Below are 16,730 nucleotides of genomic sequence, written 5' to 3'. Positions count from 1 at the left end.
GAAAATCGTCCCCTTTGAAGACAAAAAAACGTAACTTCCGGACCGGACGCCTGTTGTGGCCAAACGTGGCCAAGCGTGATGAGCGAAAAGAGGCCGCGAGCGGGACGCCAGCGCCGATGTGGCCCGGTCGCATGCACGTGGACAATTCAGCAAAGGCAGGAACAGCTATGGAACCACAAGCATTTTACAAGACCATTTACAAGATCGCCAAGGTCGTCAACTCGTCGTTGGAACCCAAGGTGGTCCTCAACCAGATCGTCGAACAGGTCGCCACGACCATGAACGCCAAGGGGTGCTTCATCCGTCTGTTGAACAGGACCGGGGATATCCTCAAGCCGGACGCCTATTACGGACTGAGCGAGCGCTACGCCCAAAAAGGCCCCGTGGAGGTGGCCAAGAGCAAGCTGGACCAGGAAGCCCTGGCCGGAAATGCCGTGTACATCGCCGACGTACGGACCGATCCTCGCTTCCAGTACCCCCAACAGGCCTCCGAGGAAGGGTTGGTCTCCATCGTGGTGGTGCCGCTCACCGCCCAGGGCAACAAGGTCATCGGCGTCCTTCGGGTCTACGCCGGGGAAACCCGTCAATTCTCCGACGAAGAGTTGGAGTTCTTGAGTTGCATTGCCAACCTCTGCGGCATCGCTCTGGAAAATGCCCGGATGTTTCACGCTCTGAAGCGGGCCAGCGAACTGGCCAACGATTACATCTACCAGGTCTTCGAGGACTGATAGTCCATTGAAAAACTCCCAATTGCCCTTCCTCGTTATTCCCCAACCCAGCAACTCGACATCCGTTCGGAGGAACGCATGAGCAAAATACGTGTCGGCATCAACGGCTTCGGCCGCATCGGGCGGCAGGTTCTCAAATCCATGTGGACGTATCATCGCGACGTCATCGAGGTCGTAGCGGTGAACGACCTGTTCGACATCAAGACCAACGCCCACCTCGTGGCCCACGATACCAGCTACGGACGCTTCGAGCCGGAAATCCGCGTTGACGGGGACACCATGCTGGTGGGCGACGACTTCCAGGTGACCAACTTCGCCGAACGCGATCCCCGGCTGATTCCCTGGGCCTCGCGCAAGGTGGACGTGGTGGTGGAGTGCACGGGCATTTTTCGCACCGGCCCCAAGGCGGCCATGCACATCGAGGCCGGAGCCAAGAAGGTGATCATCTCCGCGCCGGCCAAGGAAGAGGACATCACCATTGTCATGGGCGTGAACGAGGCCGCCTACGACCCGGCCAAACACCACATCATCTCCAACGCCTCCTGCACCACCAACTGCCTGGCCCCCGTGGTCAAGGTCGTGCACGAGAAGTACGGCATCAACAAGGGCACCATGACCACCATCCATGCCTACACCAACGACCAGCGCATCCTTGACCTGCCCCACTCGGACCTGCGCCGGGCCCGGGCCGCGGCCTGCAACATGATCCCCACCTCCACCGGCGCAGCCAAGGCCGTGGCCCTGGTCATCCCGGAAATGGCCGGCAAGTTCTCCGGCTATTCGGTCCGCGTGCCCACCCCCACGGTCTCTCTGGTGGACTTTGTCTGTGAACTGAATAAGGACACCACCACCGAGGACCTGCGGGCCCTGCTCAAGGCCGCGGCCGAAGGCCCCCTGAAAGGCATCCTCGGCTACTCCGAATCCCCTCTGGTCTCCTCGGACTTTATCGGCGATCCGCGCTCGTCCATCGTGGAAGCGGACTTCACCATGGTCCAGTCCGGCAACATGGCCAAGATCTACTCCTGGTACGACAACGAGTGGGGCTATTCCTGCCGAGTTGGGGACTTGGTGACGTATATGGCTGAGAAAGGTTTATAATTTGAATAGCCTTGTTGATCTGATGATGCAGCTATTGAACAAAAATGGAATAAGGAAGACGCGAAAGCGCGAAGGCAATTTCAAGCAAAGAGGTTCGCCATGAAAACCCTGATCACCATTTCCCTCTTCTTGTGCTGCATCCTCCTCGGCCGGACGTCCTGGGCCGAGGAGACCGCGGCCCTGACCGTCACGATCTACAACCACGGGCAAGCCCTGATCAACGAGGTTCGGGAGGTGGAGCTGCCCTCGGGCTCCGGGTTGGTGGAGTTCAGCGGGGTGGCCGAGACCATCGAGGCCCCCACCTTGCAAGTCCGTTCCCTGACCGCGCCCGAAGCCTTCGTCGTCCTGGACATGAACTACGAGTACGACCTGATCAGCGTGCAGAGCCTGCTGGACCGCTACGTGGGCAAGACGCTGAAGGTCGTGTTGCCCGACCCGCATGACCGCAAGGCCACGGTGCTCCGGGAGGCCGTGCTCTTGGCCAACAACGACCGGCCCATCTTCCAGGTGGACGACCAGATCTTCGTCGGCAACCATGATGCCGTGTATCTGGCCGAAATGCCCGCCGGGCTGCGTCCGCGACCGACCCTGGTCTGGCTGGTGCGCAACGACGGACCGCCCCGGCAGCGTCTCGACGTTTCCTATTTGGCCGGAGGCATGAACTGGCGGGCCGACTACGTGCTCAAGGTGGACCGCGACAACCAACGGGCCGCGCTGTCCGGCTGGGTGACCCTGGACAACCAGTCGGGCATGGCTTTTGATCAGGCCGCCCTAAAGCTGGTGGCCGGAGAAGTGAACGTGGTCCGCCCGGAGCCCAGGGCGCTGCGCCGGGACATGGTCATGGCCGCTCCCATGGCCGCGGAACAGATGCAGCAGGAGGAATTCTTCGAGTACCATCTCTACAGCCTGCCCCGTCCGGTGGACATCGCCAACCGCCAGACCAAGCAGGTCAGCCTGCTGCAGGCTCCGGAAATGAGTCTGAACAAAAAGCTGGTCGCCCGGTTCGGCGGTTATCCCAATCCGGGCCAGGGGACCATCAAGCAGGGCGTGGACGTGTTGTTGACCTTCAAGAACGCCGAGGCCAACGGGCTGGGTCTGCCTTTGCCCAAGGGGATCGTCCGGGCCTATCAGGAAAGCCGGGACGGCAGCACCCTGTTCATCGGCGAGGACCGCATCGACCACACGCCCCGGGACGCGGACGTGGAACTGCGCATGGGCCAGGCCTTTGACGTGAACGTGGAGCGGACCATGACCGCCCATGAGCAGCTTGGCCGCAACGTGGTCCGCTACACCTGGGAAATCCGGGTCCGGAACAGCAAGGACGAGCCGCAGCAGCTCCTGCTGGAGGACACCCTGTTCGGCGACTGGCGGATCACCTCCTCCAGCCACGACCACGAACGCCTGGACGCCCGCCGCGTCCGCTTCACCCTGGACGTCCCGCCCTCCAGCGAGCAGGATCAGCTTTTGCTGACCTATACCGTGGAAACCCGGACCTGATCCGCCAGCGAGACGCCCATGCCCGACACCAAACCCAGACACTGGCTCCTGAAAAGCGAACCCAACTGCTTTTCCATCAACGACCTGGCCGCGGCCCCGGACCAGACCACCTTCTGGGACGGAGTGCGCAATTACCAGGCCCGGAACCTGATGCGCGAGATGCGCGTCGGGGACCAGGCCCTGTACTACCACAGCCAGACCAACCCCTCGGTGGTCGGCCTGGCCGAGATCGTCCGCGAGGCCTATCCGGACCACACGGCCTGGGATCCGCAAAGCAACCACTTCGATCCCAGATCCACCCCGGACAAGCCGGTCTGGGACATGGTGGACATCCGGCTGGTCCGTAAATTCCCCCATCCCTTGCCCCTGCCCCTGCTGCGCACCGTGGCCGACCTGGCCGGCATGGAACTGCTGCGCAAGGGCAGTCGCCTTTCGGTCCAGCCCGTGACCGAGTCCCAGTTCACGACCATTCTGCGTCTGGCCGACGAAGCAACGGAGGAAAACCCATGACCCGCGAAGAACTGATCGAACGCGCCGGGCGCATCACGCCCCCCGGCCGGCAAACGGCCCGTGAGTTCGAAACCCAGGCCCCGGCCCTGGCCGCGGAACTGAATCAACGCATGTCCGCCCGTGCGGACATCACCACCCTGATCGGCACGAACAACATGGCCATGATGGAGGACAACCACCGCAACCACGCCCGGTTCATGACCTCCCTGCTCTGGCTCTACGACCCCAGAACCCTCGTGGATACCGTGCTCTGGGTCTTCCAGGCCTACCGCTCCCACGGCTTCCGGCTCACCTACTGGCCGGCCCAGTTGGACACCTGGATGCAATTGTTGGAAGAACGCCTTTCTCCCGAGGCCTACGCCGAAGTCAGCCCGATCTACACCTACATGATCATCAACCAACCGGCCTTTGCCGCTCTGAGCGAAAACACGCTCCAGCAATCGCCGCGTCCTATCACCGAACCCATGGGCTGCGCTCAGCCGTAACGCACGCAAGCTTTTCAGCCCGGAATTTATCTTGCCTGAAACCATCCCCCATGCTAAAAAAGTAATAATTGATTGTTCATTTTTTGAAGTCTCGACCAAAAGGCATCATGCACGAACATCGAACCCTCATCGCAAGGAGGTCTTATGAACGCTGATTCCAAGGAATTGTTGGCCAAAATTTCAGGATTCTACCCTGAGTTGGAAAAATACGGCGTGACCATGACCACGACGTTCGACGAGGCCAAAAAGGCCTGGGTGGTCTCCCTGAAAAAAGACGGCACCGAACAAAAGACCCACATCGAACAAGAAGACGCCGAAAAATGTCTTCAGGGCGTCGAATGCATCCACCTGGGCGTACATGTCGCGGATTTCATTCGCGTCTACTGCCAGGGCGGAGAAGCCTGCCAGTGCAAGGGCGGACCCTGCAAGGCCTGATACATAAATAGCAGTCATCCCCTTATCGAGGATAACTGCCTGCACGTCTTCGCGAAAAGAGGCACGGACGATCCGCGTCCGTGCCTCTTTTTGATTCAACCGGCCATCACTCTTTTTTCACCATTACCACGCATCGAGTCCAGCCCATGGCGAACAGCCCTTCTCCCATCGATCGTTCTTCCCGCTCCACGTTCCCTCTCCAAGCCCCCGTCGCTGCGCCGCTTCCGGCTTCACCGGGAACCCAGGTCCACGTCCTGGCCAACGGTCTGACCGTGCTCGTTCACGAAGACGACCGGTTCCCCCTGGTCTCGATCCGGCTGTTCGTCCGGGCCGGCTCGGTCCACGAAGCCCAGAAGCAGGCCGGGATCAGCCATCTGCTTGAACACATGGTCTTCAAGGGGACGCCTCGCCGGGTCCAGGGCCAGGCCGCCGCGGACATCGAGTCTCTGGGGGGCGAGCTGAACGCGGCCACGGGGTTCGACGCCACCATGTATATCGTGGATCTGCCCGCGGAGCACTGGGCCATGGGGCTGGACGTGATCCAGGACATGATCTTCAACGCCTCCTTCGACCCCGAAGAACTGGAGTCCGAGCGCCAAGTCATTTTGGCCGAGATGGATCAGGGCGACGACGATCCGCACCGCCGGATCTTCAAGTCCGTGCAGGAGCGCATCTGGGCCGGGACGCCCTATGCCCGACCGATCATCGGCGTTCCGGAAACGGTTCGCTCCATCACCCGGGACGACCTCGCGGCCTATGTCCGGTCCCGCTACCAGCCAGGAAACATGGTCCTGGTCTTGTGCGGCGACGTACGGCCCGAAAAGGTCCTGGAACAGGCCCGTGAGCTTTTCGGCCGGCTGACCAACCACGGTGACCGGCATTCCGTCCACTGTCCGGCTGCACTCCTCTCCGCCCCAAATGGCGCCCAAGGTGGTGCCCAAGGTGATGCAAAAAACGTTGCCCCAAATGTTGCCAAAGGCGTTTCAGGCGATTGCGTTTCAGGCGGCCCGGCCCCGCATATCGCCATCCACCAAGGCCCCTGGCAAAAAGCCCATTTTTTCCTGGCCCTGCCCATTCCCGGTCTGCGGGACGTGCACAGCGTGGGGCTGGATGTGCTGGCCCACATGCTGGGCGGGGACCGAACCTCCCTGCTGTACCGCGAATTCAAGTACGAGCAGGGACTGGTGGACACCATCTCCGCTTCGGCCACCAGCCTGGACCAGGCCGGAATGCTTTCCATTCAGGCCCAACTGGACCCGGCCAATATCCAAGCCCTGTGGACCGGCCTGATGAACATGCTGGCTGATCTGACCCCGGAAGCTTTCAGTCCGGAAGCCCTGAACCGGGCCAAGCTGAACATGGAAGACGGTTTGTTTCAGGCCAAGGAAACCTTTTCCGGCATGGCCTCCAAACTTGGCTATTTCCAGTTCCACGAACATTCCTTCGAGGCCGAGCAGGTCTACCTGCACATGATTAAAACCATGGACGCGGAACAGTTGCGGGACGTGATCCGCGTCCATGTCCGTCCTGAAAGGCTGGTCTGCTCCATCTTCACGCCGACTCCCGAGACCCCGGCGGAAGAGGATCTGCGCGACACGCTGACCCGAAAATGGCCTTCCCGGACCACCGCGGTCGCCACCGCGCCCCTCGTCGGTCGTCACCAGCCGGAGATCATCCATCTGGCCCCCGGCCGGACAGTGGTCCTGCTGCCCGACACATCCTTGCCTTACACGGCCCTGACCATGTGCTGGAACGGCGGCGATCTGCTGCTGCCCCCCTCGGACCAGGGCTTGTCCGAGCTGACCGCCCGAGTCTGGACCAAGGGGACGCGTTCCAAAAACGCCGTGCAGGTCCAGGACTTTCTGGCCGACAGGGCGGCCCGGGTGGCGGCCGGGGCCGGTTTGGAACAACTCTACCTGAACGTCCATTTCCCGGCCCGATTCCGTCCGGAAATGCTGACCTTTTTCGAAGAACTGGTCCAGGAACCGGCCTGGCTGCCCGAGGAATTGGCCCGGGCCAAGCAGGAGCAGTGCGCGGCCATCGTCCGGGCCGAGGACAGTCCGGTGGGTTTGGCCCTGCGCCACACCTTCCCGTTTTTGTTTTCCGAACACCCTTACGGCTACCAGCGCTCCGGCGGCACGGACGCGGTGACGGGATTTTCCCGGGAACACGTCCTCTCCTTCTGGGAACGCCAGAAAGATCGCCCTTGGGTCCTGGCCGCCTGCGGGAACCTGGACCGCGACGCCCTGCTGACCATGGCCGGGAACCTGGCCCGTGGAGACGTCATGGCCGCCCCCACGCCCCGGTATCCGCGCTGGAGCGAAGAGCGGAAGCTGTCGCTTCAGCTCAAGGACCGCAACCAGACCCACATCCTGGTGGTCTTTCCCCTGCCGGGCCTGGGCAGCGAACAGACCCCGGGCTTGAATCTGCTGAGGGAAGTCCTGGCCGGACAATCCGGGATGCTCTTTCGCGAGCTGCGCGACGTCCGCGGCCTGGCCTATTCCGTAACCGCCCTGCTCTGGCAGGAGACCCTGGCCGGTTTTCTGGCCTTCTACATCGGAACCTCCCCGGACAACGAGGAGGCCGCGGTTCAAGGCTTTCAGGACGTGGTCCGCGATCTGATCGACCGGGGCCTCCCGGAAACGGATCTGGACCGGGCCAAAAACCTGCTCTGGGGGGACTACCAGCGCAGTCGGCAACGGCTGATCGCCAGGGCCCACGAAGCGGCTGAGAACCTGTCCCGAGGATTCACCCTGGACCATTCCCAGGACATGATCGAGCAAGCCAGACAAACAACCCCCCACGACCTCGCCGCCCTGGTCCGGGAGTATCTGCAATGGGACCAGGCCTACCTGATCAAGGTCCGGCCATAGCCCGGCTCTTTACTGTGTATTGCGCTCAAAATGACCCAATAAGCTGGGCATGCTTCAGGCCGAAATCGAAATCGCAATCGCAATCGTCGACATTGCGTGAAGTTACTGTAAGCCTCGATTTCGATACCGATTTCGATCCTGGTTCCAACGCCAGGCTGACCTGATAAGGTCATGTTGAAAGCAAAGTGAAATCAACCGCTTTCATTGCCCTGATTCCTGAACCAGCGCGGACGGAACGCCCCACCATGTCGCAACGCCCGGACCCGCCAAACCACTGCCGACGATGCGGAACCTGCTGCCGCAAGGGCGGCCCGGCCCTGCATCACGCGGACCTTCCGCTGCTGCGCGACACGATCATCCTTCGGGAGGCTCTCTACACCCTGCGCGTGGGCGAACCGGTTCACGACCAGGTCAAGGGCCAGGTCGTCCTGCTGGACGCGGAATGCGTCAAGGTGCGCTCGAAAGAGTCCGCGGTGGACAGCTCGGCAAAAAGTGAGCCGGGCTGTCGATTCTACCTGCCCGATCCCTCTCCCGCCGCCCAAGCGTCCGAATGGGCTTCTGGCCGCTGCGCCATCCACGAAAACAAACCCCAGGAGTGCGCGGCCCTGAAGTGCTGGGACACCGCCGGGCTGGCCGAGGCCGCCGCGACGCCGCGCCTGTCCAGGCTGGATATCCTGGGTCCGGACAACGCCCTGGCCGAACTGGTCCGGGACCACGAAACCCACTGCTCCGTCGCCGACCTGCTCCGCCACCTCCAAGCCCCCACCCCGGAATCCGCCGACCTCCTCCGCCAAGCCGCGGCCTACGACGCCGCACTGCGCGACCTGCTCCAGGCAAAAGCTGGAATCCCTCCGGACCACCTTCCTTTCCTCCTGGGCCGCCCCTTGCCCGAGGTGATCCATGGTCTGCGGCGATGGTTGGCGAGGAATGGAGACCATTCAAAGAAAGATATGGTTTGAAGCAAAATCGTACGACAAAAAAAGGCGCTCAGGCATAAAAAAAGGGATCCAAGCCGTTACAGCTTGAATCCCTTTAAAATTCGTGGTGCCGAAGGGGAGAGTCGAACTCCCACGGGGAAACCCCCACTAGACCCTGAACCTAGCGTGTCTACCAATTCCACCACTTCGGCCCGAAGGAGAGGTGTCTACTCGCATCGGCTTCGGTTGGCAAGGGGTCAGTGCAAGAAAATTTATTTTTTTCCAGTGCCGCCGTGTCGGTCGTGACCGGTCCGCCCGGGACGGGCATCGTCACATGGTTGAAGGACGCGAGGGTTTCCGGTATGGATACAGGTTTCGCCGTTTCGCGAAGTCTTCCGATTTCGGGTTTCGGGAGACGGCGAACGACATACCTATCCGGTAGGAGAACCCCATCCTCATGCAGGTCTTGCGCACCCTGGAAGAAGCCCGCCAAACCGTTTCTCAATCCTGCGTCACCATCGGCAATTTCGACGGGGTCCACATGGGCCACCAGAAATTGTTGTGCCGGACGCGCCAAAAAGCCGCTTCCCTCGGTCTTCCCAGCGTCGCGGTCACCTTTGAACCGCACCCACTGCGGGTTCTGAGCGGATCACGGACGCCCCCGTTCATCACCTTGCCGCACCAAAAGCTGGAGTCCATCGCATCCCTACGGCTCGACTACGCCTTTTGCATTGCCTTCACCAAGGACATGGCCAAACTGGAACCCGAGGAGTTCGTGCGGACCTATCTTCTGGAGGGTCTGGGCATGCGGGAGATGGTCATCGGGTACGATTACGCCTTTGGGCGCAACCGCAAGGGCGACTATGCCATGCTCCGGGAACTCGGGGCGCGGCACGGGTTTGCCGTGGAGCAAATCGGGCCGGTGTTGATCGACGACGCGGTGGTCAGTTCGTCGCGGATCCGGGACATGGTCCAGGCCGGACTGATCTGGGAGGTCCGACCTTTGCTGGGCCGGTTCTACCGGGTGGAGGGCAAGGTGGTTTCCGGGCGTAACCGGGGGGGCCGTCTGCTGGGCTTTCCCACGGCCAACCTGCAACTGCGCGACGAACTGTTCCCCAAGACCGGAGTCTACGCGGTCTGGGCCGAATCCGAGTGTCGGACATATCCGGCCGTGGCCAACATCGGCTACAACCCCACCTTTGGAAACGACGTGCTCTCCGTGGAGGTGCACATCCTGGATTTCGACCAGGACATCTACGACCGCGACGTTCGCGTCCACTTCGTTCAGCGGCTGCGCAGCGAACAAAAATTTCCGAACCTTGACGCACTGATGGCCCGAATTCGCGAAGACATTGTCTTGGCCCGCCGCATTCTCGACTCCCCGGAGGCGCATCTGGTGGAAGCCAGGCAGTGCGTCTGACAGTGCGTCTGGCAGTGCGTCTGGCAGTCCGTTGAAAAACCTCCAATTGCCGCGTCGCCGCAAAAATTCAAACTCTCACGTATGAAGAAATACGCTTCGACCTTGAGCTTTTCTTGCTCCTTGCACTTGGGATTTTTGAACGAACTGTCGAACAAAGACTTTTCATTAGCTGACTCGCCGGCCCATGTCTGTTCCTGAACCGCACATTCGGAAATGGACCCGCTTCCTCCATGCCGCGGGTCGGGGCGGGTCGGCCCGGTGGGTGTTGCTGGGCCTGCTGGCCGGGCTGCTCTCCGGGTTGGCGGCGGTGGTGTTTTTCGTCAGCCTGGAGGGGCTGCGCCACTTTTTTTTGGTGTACCTGGCAGGCCTGGACCTGCCTTTGCCCTCGGGGGAGGTCCTTTTTCACGGCGAACCGGGAACGTATCGCCCCTGGCTGGTCCCCATTCTCACCGCATCCGTGGGCGTACTGACCGGAATCCTGGTCAGCCGCTGGATTTCCGAACCCATGTCCGGCGGCACGGACGGCACGGACGCCATGATCAAGGCGTTCCACCGCCAGGACGGCCACATGCCCGTGCGCACAACCCTGATCAAAAGCGCCACCGCGGTGCTGACCATCGCCAGCGGGGGCAGCGCCGGACGGGAAGGCCCCATGGCCCAACTCGGAGGCTGTTTCGGTTCCCTGCTGGCCGATCGCCTCGGCTTGAGCGTCAAGGAACGGCGGATTCTACTGCTTTCCGGGGCCGCCGGCGGGCTGGGCGCGGTTTTTCGGGCCCCCTTGGGCGGGGCGATCACCGCTGTGGAGGTCCTCTACCGGGAAGACTTCGAGGCTGAGGCCATCCTGCCGGCTCTGATCTCCTCGGTCACGGCCTACTCCCTGTTCACCCTGTTCTTCGGCGCCGTACCCATGCTGGAAACTCCGGACTTCCGCTTCCAGAGCGCTCAGGAACTGCCCTTTTACATCGTCCTGGCCCTGGTCTGCGCCCTGGCCGGACGGGCCTACCTCTCGACGTTTTTCTTCATCAAGCGCACTGTCTTCGAGCATATCCGGCAACGCGCCGGACTGGTCTGGTCCATGGGGCTGGGCGGGCTGCTGGTGGGCATGCTGGGGGTCGCCTTTCCGCCCGTGCTCAGCGACGGCTACGGCTGGCTGGAAATGGCCGTGCTGGGCCAGCTGTCCCTGGTGGTGATGCTGGCCGTATTTCTCGGCAAGACTCTGGCCACGTCCATCACCCTGGGCTCGGGCATGAGCGGCGGGATGTTCGCCCCGGCCCTGTTCGTGGGTGGGATGTGCGGCGGGGTGGTCGGGCAGGTCGGGCACTTGTTGCTCCCGGGCGTGGTCACCCAGCCCGGAGGGTACGTGCTGGTGGGCATGGCCGCGTTTTTCGCCGGAGTGGCCAACGCCGCGGTGGGCCCGCTGATCATGGTTTGCGAGATCACCCAGAGCTACGGCCTGCTGGCCCCGCTGATGCTGGCCTCGGCCCTGTGTCTGGTGATCAACCGCAACGTCTCGCTCTACGAGCACCAAGCCGAGAACAAGTTCGACTCCCCCGCGCACCGGGAGGACGCCACCATCAACGTCCTGGAGGAGCTGCGCGTTCAGGACCATTTCCGGCCCGGCCGGGTGATCATTCTGGAGGAGGGAACGACCTGGAGGGTCTTGATGGACGTCATCGCCAACACCAGCCAGTTCAACTTTCCGGTGCGCGGCCGCGACGACCGCATCACCGGCATCCTGTCCATCCAGGACGTGCGAACGATCCTTTATGAGCAGGATCTGTGCGATCTGCTGGTGGTCAAGGACGTGGCCCGCAAACCCGTGCTGCTCCGGCCCGAGGACTCTCTGTATACGGCCCTGATGGCCTTCGTGCAGGCGGATGTGGACCAGATTCCCGTGGTCCGGGACGAATCAGGAGACGACGCACATCACGTACTGGGCCTGATCAACCGCGAGGACGTCTTTCAGGCCTATACCCAGGCCATTCCGGAGGAAAAACGCCGTGGATGTTCACTTCGGTGACCACAGACAGCGCCCGCCCTTAACCGTGGCCCAGCCCAGGGGCAAACCGCGCCAGTACAGCCCAACCCGGCCCCCGGCCCACCCAGAAAGTCCGGTCGCGGCTCCTGAGGGCAAATCCAGACTCTGGCCTTGCAACAGTTTTTTCAGGTCCCGCGCGTCGTCCAGGTTCACCCCATGACCGGGCCGGTACTCCGGCAGCAGCAGCCGCAACCGGGGGTTGAGCCGCAAGGTGCCGCCCGTCAGCCGGCCCAGGTCGAATCCCCGCCACCCCAGGGAAGGCGGCAAGGCCAAGCCATGAGACAAAGTCCGTTCCGGCAGAAAAACCACCCGACCGTTGAAGTCCCGGAGTTCTCCCGGAGGCAGATGCTCCCAGGCTACGCCCTCCAAGCCGCGAAACTCGCCGGGCCGGATCACCGTGCCGGACGCGTCGTCCTTTTTCCTTCCCCTTCCACCATGGGATCGTCCGGCCGATTCCAGCGAAGCGGATCGTTCCCGCCGCCCTCCTTCGAAGCTTGCCGGAGGAGCCGCGGAACGGGCTTCGGAACATGTCAGGGCGGCGAAAAAAAAGCCCTGTCCCTCGCCGGCCTCGGTATGAACGTGCAGGCAGCCGTCGTCCTCGCCCAAAGCACTTGAAGGGGCATCGGGCCGGGCATGGGACAGGGCATGGGACAGGTCGAAGCCCGGCAGGGGATGCAGCGGGACCGGCGTCAGGCCGAGGTGCTCCACGGCCCAGCGGACCTGCTCCCGGTTCTCCCCCGGGTTGGTGGTGCAGGTGGAGTAGAGCAGCCGTCCGCCCGGAGCCAGCAGCGCGGCGGCCTTGCGCAACAGCTCGCGTTGCAGGGCGACCAGCGGCCCGAGCTTGTGTTCCGGCCACATTTCCAGAACACGGGGGTTGCGTTCCACGGTTCCCCATCCACTGCACGGAGGGTCCAACTGGATATGGGTGAACGAAGCTTCGGGCAAGGGCAATTCCTGTCCGGGACGGCCGCAGGTGGCCACCTGGATCAGGTTCAGGGCCGTCAAGTTCTGGCGCAGCGTCGCCAGCCGCCGCGGGTTGGGCTCGTTGGCCAGAACCATGCCGGAGGTGCCCACAAGTTGAGCCAACAAACCGGTCTTGCTGCCCGGGCTGGCGCACATGTCCAGCGCAGTGCCGCCTTGGGGCGGATGGAGCAAGAGCGGCGCGAGCATGGAGGAACGGTCCTGGATGTAGATCAGACCAAAAGCCGCGGCAGCGGAAGCTCCCAGCGGAGCCGGTTCCTCCATCAGCCGGCGTGCCAGAGGGGAAAAAGGCTCCTGGGCGAAGACGTGGCCTTCGGCCCGCAGCAGTTCCTCCACCAGCCCGACGTGCTCAGGTCGGCAGACGATGCGAAAACTTCTCGGCATGCGGCCTGTTCTCTCCCGTATGTACGCAAATGATCATTTGCGTTGGTGAATGAAAGCGTCTAAAATGATTTTTTCGACTCTCCAAACAACAGTGGACCATTTCCGTTGATCGCCCCATTCTCCGAGCCCTTGCCCGATCCCGTTTCCGGCATGTCTCTTGACTCGCCTTTCACCTTTTCGAACCTAACGGCTTCCGGAGATGGTTCACGGGATATTTCAGCCGCGTTGTTCGCAGCCCTGTTCCAAGCCCTGGAGCACTGTCCGCCGAGTCGACGTTCCGCTGTACTCGACACCCTGGAGTCCAGACTGGGCGCGGTGGTGGACGACCTGTCCACGAAGCTGGAATTGCTGCTGGCTCCCGGAACACCGGATCGGGATAGGATTCATGGGTTGTGGCTGTTGTATCTCTCGCTAGTATCCCAACCCCGCGGCGACGTGCAAATGTGGATCGGACCGGATTTGTTCAGCGACGACGTCGAAAATCACCTCCGACTGCACCTTCCCGAAGGCCGACCTTCCGCCTTCCGGCCCGGACTTTCGGAGGAACTGGAAACCCTGGCCCAAACCATCGTCAACTCCGCCCGGGTCACGCTGAGCCGTCCCGGTCCCGGACAACTCGTCGTGATCCTGCGCGACGCGACCAGCCCGACATGATATCCCTCCCCGCCAATGTCAAGGAGACCTCCATGCGTCATTTCTTTCGTTTTTTGCTGATGGCCGTTGTTTTGTTCACCTGCGCGACGCCGCCCAAGGCGGTCCTGGCCGAGGACGCGCTGAAGCGCTTCGCCGTGCTGCCCTTCACCGTGCACGGCCCGGACCAGTATGCCTACCTGGGGCAGGGCGTGCAGACCATGCTCACCTCACGGCTCAAGTGGGCCGAACGCTTTGAAGACGTGGACAGGCCCGTCATCACCCAGGTCGTTCCCACGACCCCGGCTTCCCAGGAAGAAGCCCAAACGGCGCTTGACGCCTTGGGCACGGACTATCTGATCTTCGGCAGCGTGACGATTCTCGGCGACCAAGCCAGTCTGGACGCTCATGTCCTGGACGTCCAGGGCAATGACTTTCCCTACTCCGCCCAGGTTCCTCTCAACGACCTGATTCCCGCGCTGGAAGGCGTGGCCCGGGAGATCAACGCCCAGGTCTTCGGCAGACGCCAGGAGCAGGCCGCCCAGCCCCAGGCGGGCCAACCAACCCAGGCCGCCGGGCCGAGCCATCCGGACCTGATCTACAACGAATACGGCCCGGAACGGAATCCCTACCACCTGAATCCGGAAATCCTGTACGCCGGCTCAGCGGATGCGCCAGGCCGCTGGCGCAGCCAGGCCCTGCCCTTCGCCTCCCTGGGCATGGCGGTCGGCGACGCCGACGGCAACGGCAAAAACGAGATATTCCTCCTCACGGACAACAAAGTCCTGGCCTACCACGTGGTGGACAACAGGCTGATGCCCCTGGCTGAATACGCCGCCCCAACCCGGATTCAGTGCCTGAACATCAACCTGTTGGACATCAACCGGGACGGTTCTCAGGAAATCATCGTCTCGGCGATTCTCGAAGAAGCTCCGCGCTCGTTCATCCTCAGCTTCGTCGACGGTCGCTTCACGCTCCTTGAAGACCGCATCCCCCTGTACATGAACGTGGTGCGCCATCCCCCGGACTACCGTCACGTCCTGATCGGACAGCGCCAGGGTCGCAATCGGCTCTTCGACTCCAGCGTGCACGAGGTGTTGCGTATGGACGGGCGTCTGGAACCGGGCACGCCTCTGAACCTGCCAAAGGAGGCCAACGTCTTTAATTTCACCTTTCTGCCCCAGGACAACGACTTCAAGATCGTCATCGCCGACCATCGCGACAAACTGCGAATCTTTTCGGCCACCAACAGCTTCCAGTCGGTCACCGAAGAGTCCTATGCAGGCTCGGCCCTCGGTCTGGTGACGGACGACTCCATGCCGGGCCTCGGCCAGCTCAAGGACGAGGAGATGCGGGACTACTACTACATTCCCTCGCGCTTGGTCCCGTTTCGTTTGGACCGAAACTCGCCCTGGAACCTGCTGGTCAACAGGAACATCTCTCTTTCGGCCCAGTTCTTCGCCCGCTACCGGTATTTCCCCCAGGGAGAAATCCACTCCCTGTTCTGGGACGGCATCAACCTGAACATCAACTGGAAGACCCGGCGCATTCGCGGCACGGTGGTGGATTACGGCCTGGCGGACGTGATGAACGACGGACGCACCGAACTTTTCGTCCTGGTGAACACCCACCCCGGAGTGACCGGGTTCACCCAACGCCGCACCGTGTTGCTGACCTACGCCCTGGACCTGGACACCGTGCCGGATGCCGGGACCACTCTGGACATCGGTCTGGAATAGTACCGGATAGCCGTGCCGGGAGTCCAAGTCTGGACGGTGAGCGAACCCGAGGCCGGGCAGAAGCTGCTTCAGTTCCTCCAGCGCCGCCTGGTCGGCGCGGTCCCGGCTTCGGCCTTGCAGCGTTGGATCCGTACCGGCCAGGTTCGGGTGAACGGGTCCCGGGCCAAGCCCGGGACCCGTCTTGAAGCAAACCACCGCGTCCGCGTTCCGCCCCACGACCTGCCGGAACCAGGACCTTCCCCCGCTCCGGTTCTCGACAGCCCCGAAGACCGCCTTCTTGACGTGGTGCATGAAGACCACGACCTGCTCGTCCTGGCCAAACCCAAAGGTCTCCCGGTCCACGCCGGGACCGGCCACCAGGACGGCGTCGCGGGCCGCCTAGCCGCTCGTTTCGCGGATCACCCCTGGAAGCCCGCCCTGGCTCACCGCCTGGACCGGGACACTTCCGGCCTGCTGGTCGTGGCCAAGACCTACGCCCGGCTCCAAGCCCTGCAAGACCTGTGGCGTTCCGAAAAGGTTCGCAAAACCTACCTGGCCTGGGTCCAGGGACGCCCCTCTTGGCGCGAGCCCGCGCTGTTGCGGGACGAGACGGCCAAGGTCCGCACGGGCCTTGGTGAAAAAATGCGCGTCGGCGCGGGCAAACCTTCCCGGACCCTGGTCCGAACCCTCTTCCAGTCTCAGGACGCCGCCCTGGTCCTGGTCGCGCCGCTGACCGGGCGCACCCACCAGATCCGGGTGCAACTGGCCACCCGCGGTCATCCTCTGATCGGAGACGTCAAATACGGCGGCCCGCCCCGCCCCGGCGGCATGCTGCTCCATGCCTGGCATATCGTCTGGCCCGGTCAGGAATTTCATCTGCTCCCGAACTGGCCTCCCCCTTGGGCGTTGCCGTCCGAACTCTCCGTGGAGGCGCTGTCCGAGGCGACCCGCGACTTGGCTGAAAACCGCCCGAACAACGACATTTCCGCTCTCTGAAATACTCTTCAAGGATCACG

Annotated in this window: 14 protein-coding genes and 1 tRNA gene; 13 read left to right on the top strand and 2 right to left on the bottom strand. The window is 62.6% G+C overall.

All coding sequences use genetic code 11. The features are described from left to right. Nucleotides 1-167: 167 nt before the first annotated feature. From DESLA_RS0114730 to DESLA_RS23005, 8 genes are all read left to right on the top strand, one after another. On the top strand, nt 168-728 hold the full coding sequence (locus tag DESLA_RS0114730) for a GAF domain-containing protein (RefSeq protein WP_028573053.1): 561 nt from the start codon (nt 168-170) through the stop codon (nt 726-728). A 78-nt stretch (nt 729-806) separates the two neighbouring features. Then, a complete protein-coding gene (gene gap / locus DESLA_RS0114725) occupies nt 807-1,826 on the top strand; it encodes a type I glyceraldehyde-3-phosphate dehydrogenase (protein WP_028573052.1) in 1,020 nt (339 codons plus the stop codon). A 99-nt stretch (nt 1,827-1,925) separates the two neighbouring features. Further along, nucleotides 1,926-3,323, top strand: a complete 1,398-nt coding sequence (locus DESLA_RS20750; RefSeq protein WP_051434724.1) for a DUF4139 domain-containing protein — start codon at nt 1,926-1,928, stop codon at nt 3,321-3,323. Nucleotides 3,324-3,341: 18 nt separating this feature from the next. Continuing rightward, on the top strand, nt 3,342-3,833 hold the full coding sequence (locus DESLA_RS0114715; protein WP_028573051.1) for an EVE domain-containing protein: 492 nt from the start codon (nt 3,342-3,344) through the stop codon (nt 3,831-3,833). Beyond that, nucleotides 3,830-4,318, top strand: coding sequence for a hypothetical protein (locus DESLA_RS0114710; RefSeq protein ID WP_028573050.1), 489 nt, complete (start codon nt 3,830-3,832; stop codon nt 4,316-4,318). Before DESLA_RS0114715 ends, DESLA_RS0114710 begins: the two co-directional genes overlap by 4 nt. Nucleotides 4,319-4,462: 144 nt before the next feature. Next, nucleotides 4,463-4,753: a hypothetical protein gene (locus tag DESLA_RS0114705; protein WP_028573049.1), complete on the top strand. Its 291-nt coding sequence runs from the start codon at nt 4,463-4,465 to the stop codon at nt 4,751-4,753. A 146-nt stretch (nt 4,754-4,899) separates the two neighbouring features. Next, the gene (locus tag DESLA_RS0114700; protein ID WP_051434723.1) at nt 4,900-7,626 is read left to right on the top strand and encodes a M16 family metallopeptidase; all 2,727 of its coding nucleotides are present in this window, start codon (nt 4,900-4,902) and stop codon (nt 7,624-7,626) included. 245 nt (nt 7,627-7,871) lie between these two features. Then, nucleotides 7,872-8,585, top strand: coding sequence for a YkgJ family cysteine cluster protein (locus DESLA_RS23005; RefSeq protein ID WP_051434722.1), 714 nt, complete (start codon nt 7,872-7,874; stop codon nt 8,583-8,585). An 83-nt stretch (nt 8,586-8,668) separates the two neighbouring features. Here DESLA_RS23005 and DESLA_RS0114690 read toward each other — a convergent pair. Then, nucleotides 8,669-8,755, bottom strand: a tRNA-Leu gene (locus DESLA_RS0114690). Nucleotides 8,756-9,000: 245 nt separating this feature from the next. Between DESLA_RS0114690 and DESLA_RS0114685 the strand changes: the two genes are divergently transcribed. Both DESLA_RS0114685 and DESLA_RS20740 read left to right on the top strand, forming a co-directional pair. Then, entirely contained in the window at nt 9,001-9,963 is a 963-nt protein-coding gene (locus DESLA_RS0114685; protein WP_028573047.1) for a bifunctional riboflavin kinase/FAD synthetase, read from the top strand. A gap of 184 nt (nt 9,964-10,147) precedes the next feature. Next, entirely contained in the window at nt 10,148-11,983 is a 1,836-nt protein-coding gene (locus tag DESLA_RS20740; protein WP_051434721.1) for a chloride channel protein, read from the top strand. Here DESLA_RS20740 and DESLA_RS0114675 read toward each other — a convergent pair. Then, nucleotides 11,972-13,366, bottom strand: coding sequence for an RsmB/NOP family class I SAM-dependent RNA methyltransferase (locus DESLA_RS0114675; protein ID WP_028573046.1), 1,395 nt, complete (start codon nt 13,364-13,366; stop codon nt 11,972-11,974). The genes DESLA_RS20740 and DESLA_RS0114675 overlap by 12 nt on opposite strands. 150 nt (nt 13,367-13,516) lie before the next feature. Between DESLA_RS0114675 and DESLA_RS20735 the strand changes: the two genes are divergently transcribed. The 3 genes from DESLA_RS20735 to DESLA_RS20730 are packed head-to-tail and all read left to right on the top strand — an operon-like array spanning nt 13,517 to nt 16,710. Beyond that, entirely contained in the window at nt 13,517-14,020 is a 504-nt protein-coding gene (locus DESLA_RS20735; RefSeq protein ID WP_156932984.1) for a hypothetical protein, read from the top strand. Nucleotides 14,021-14,052: 32 nt separating this feature from the next. After that, on the top strand, nt 14,053-15,735 hold the full coding sequence (locus tag DESLA_RS0114665) for an FG-GAP repeat domain-containing protein (protein ID WP_028573045.1): 1,683 nt from the start codon (nt 14,053-14,055) through the stop codon (nt 15,733-15,735). Nucleotides 15,736-15,747: 12 nt separating this feature from the next. Beyond that, nucleotides 15,748-16,710, top strand: a complete 963-nt coding sequence (locus tag DESLA_RS20730) for a pseudouridine synthase (RefSeq protein ID WP_051434719.1) — start codon at nt 15,748-15,750, stop codon at nt 16,708-16,710. The last annotated feature ends 20 nt before the right edge of the window (nt 16,711-16,730 follow it).

The sequence above is a fragment of the Desulfonatronum lacustre DSM 10312 genome, from assembly GCF_000519265.1.
Classification (GTDB): Bacteria; Desulfobacterota; Desulfovibrionia; order Desulfovibrionales; family Desulfonatronaceae; genus Desulfonatronum; species Desulfonatronum lacustre.
Note: the sequence above shows the minus strand (reverse complement) of the source record. Positions and strands in the feature narration are given on the sequence as shown.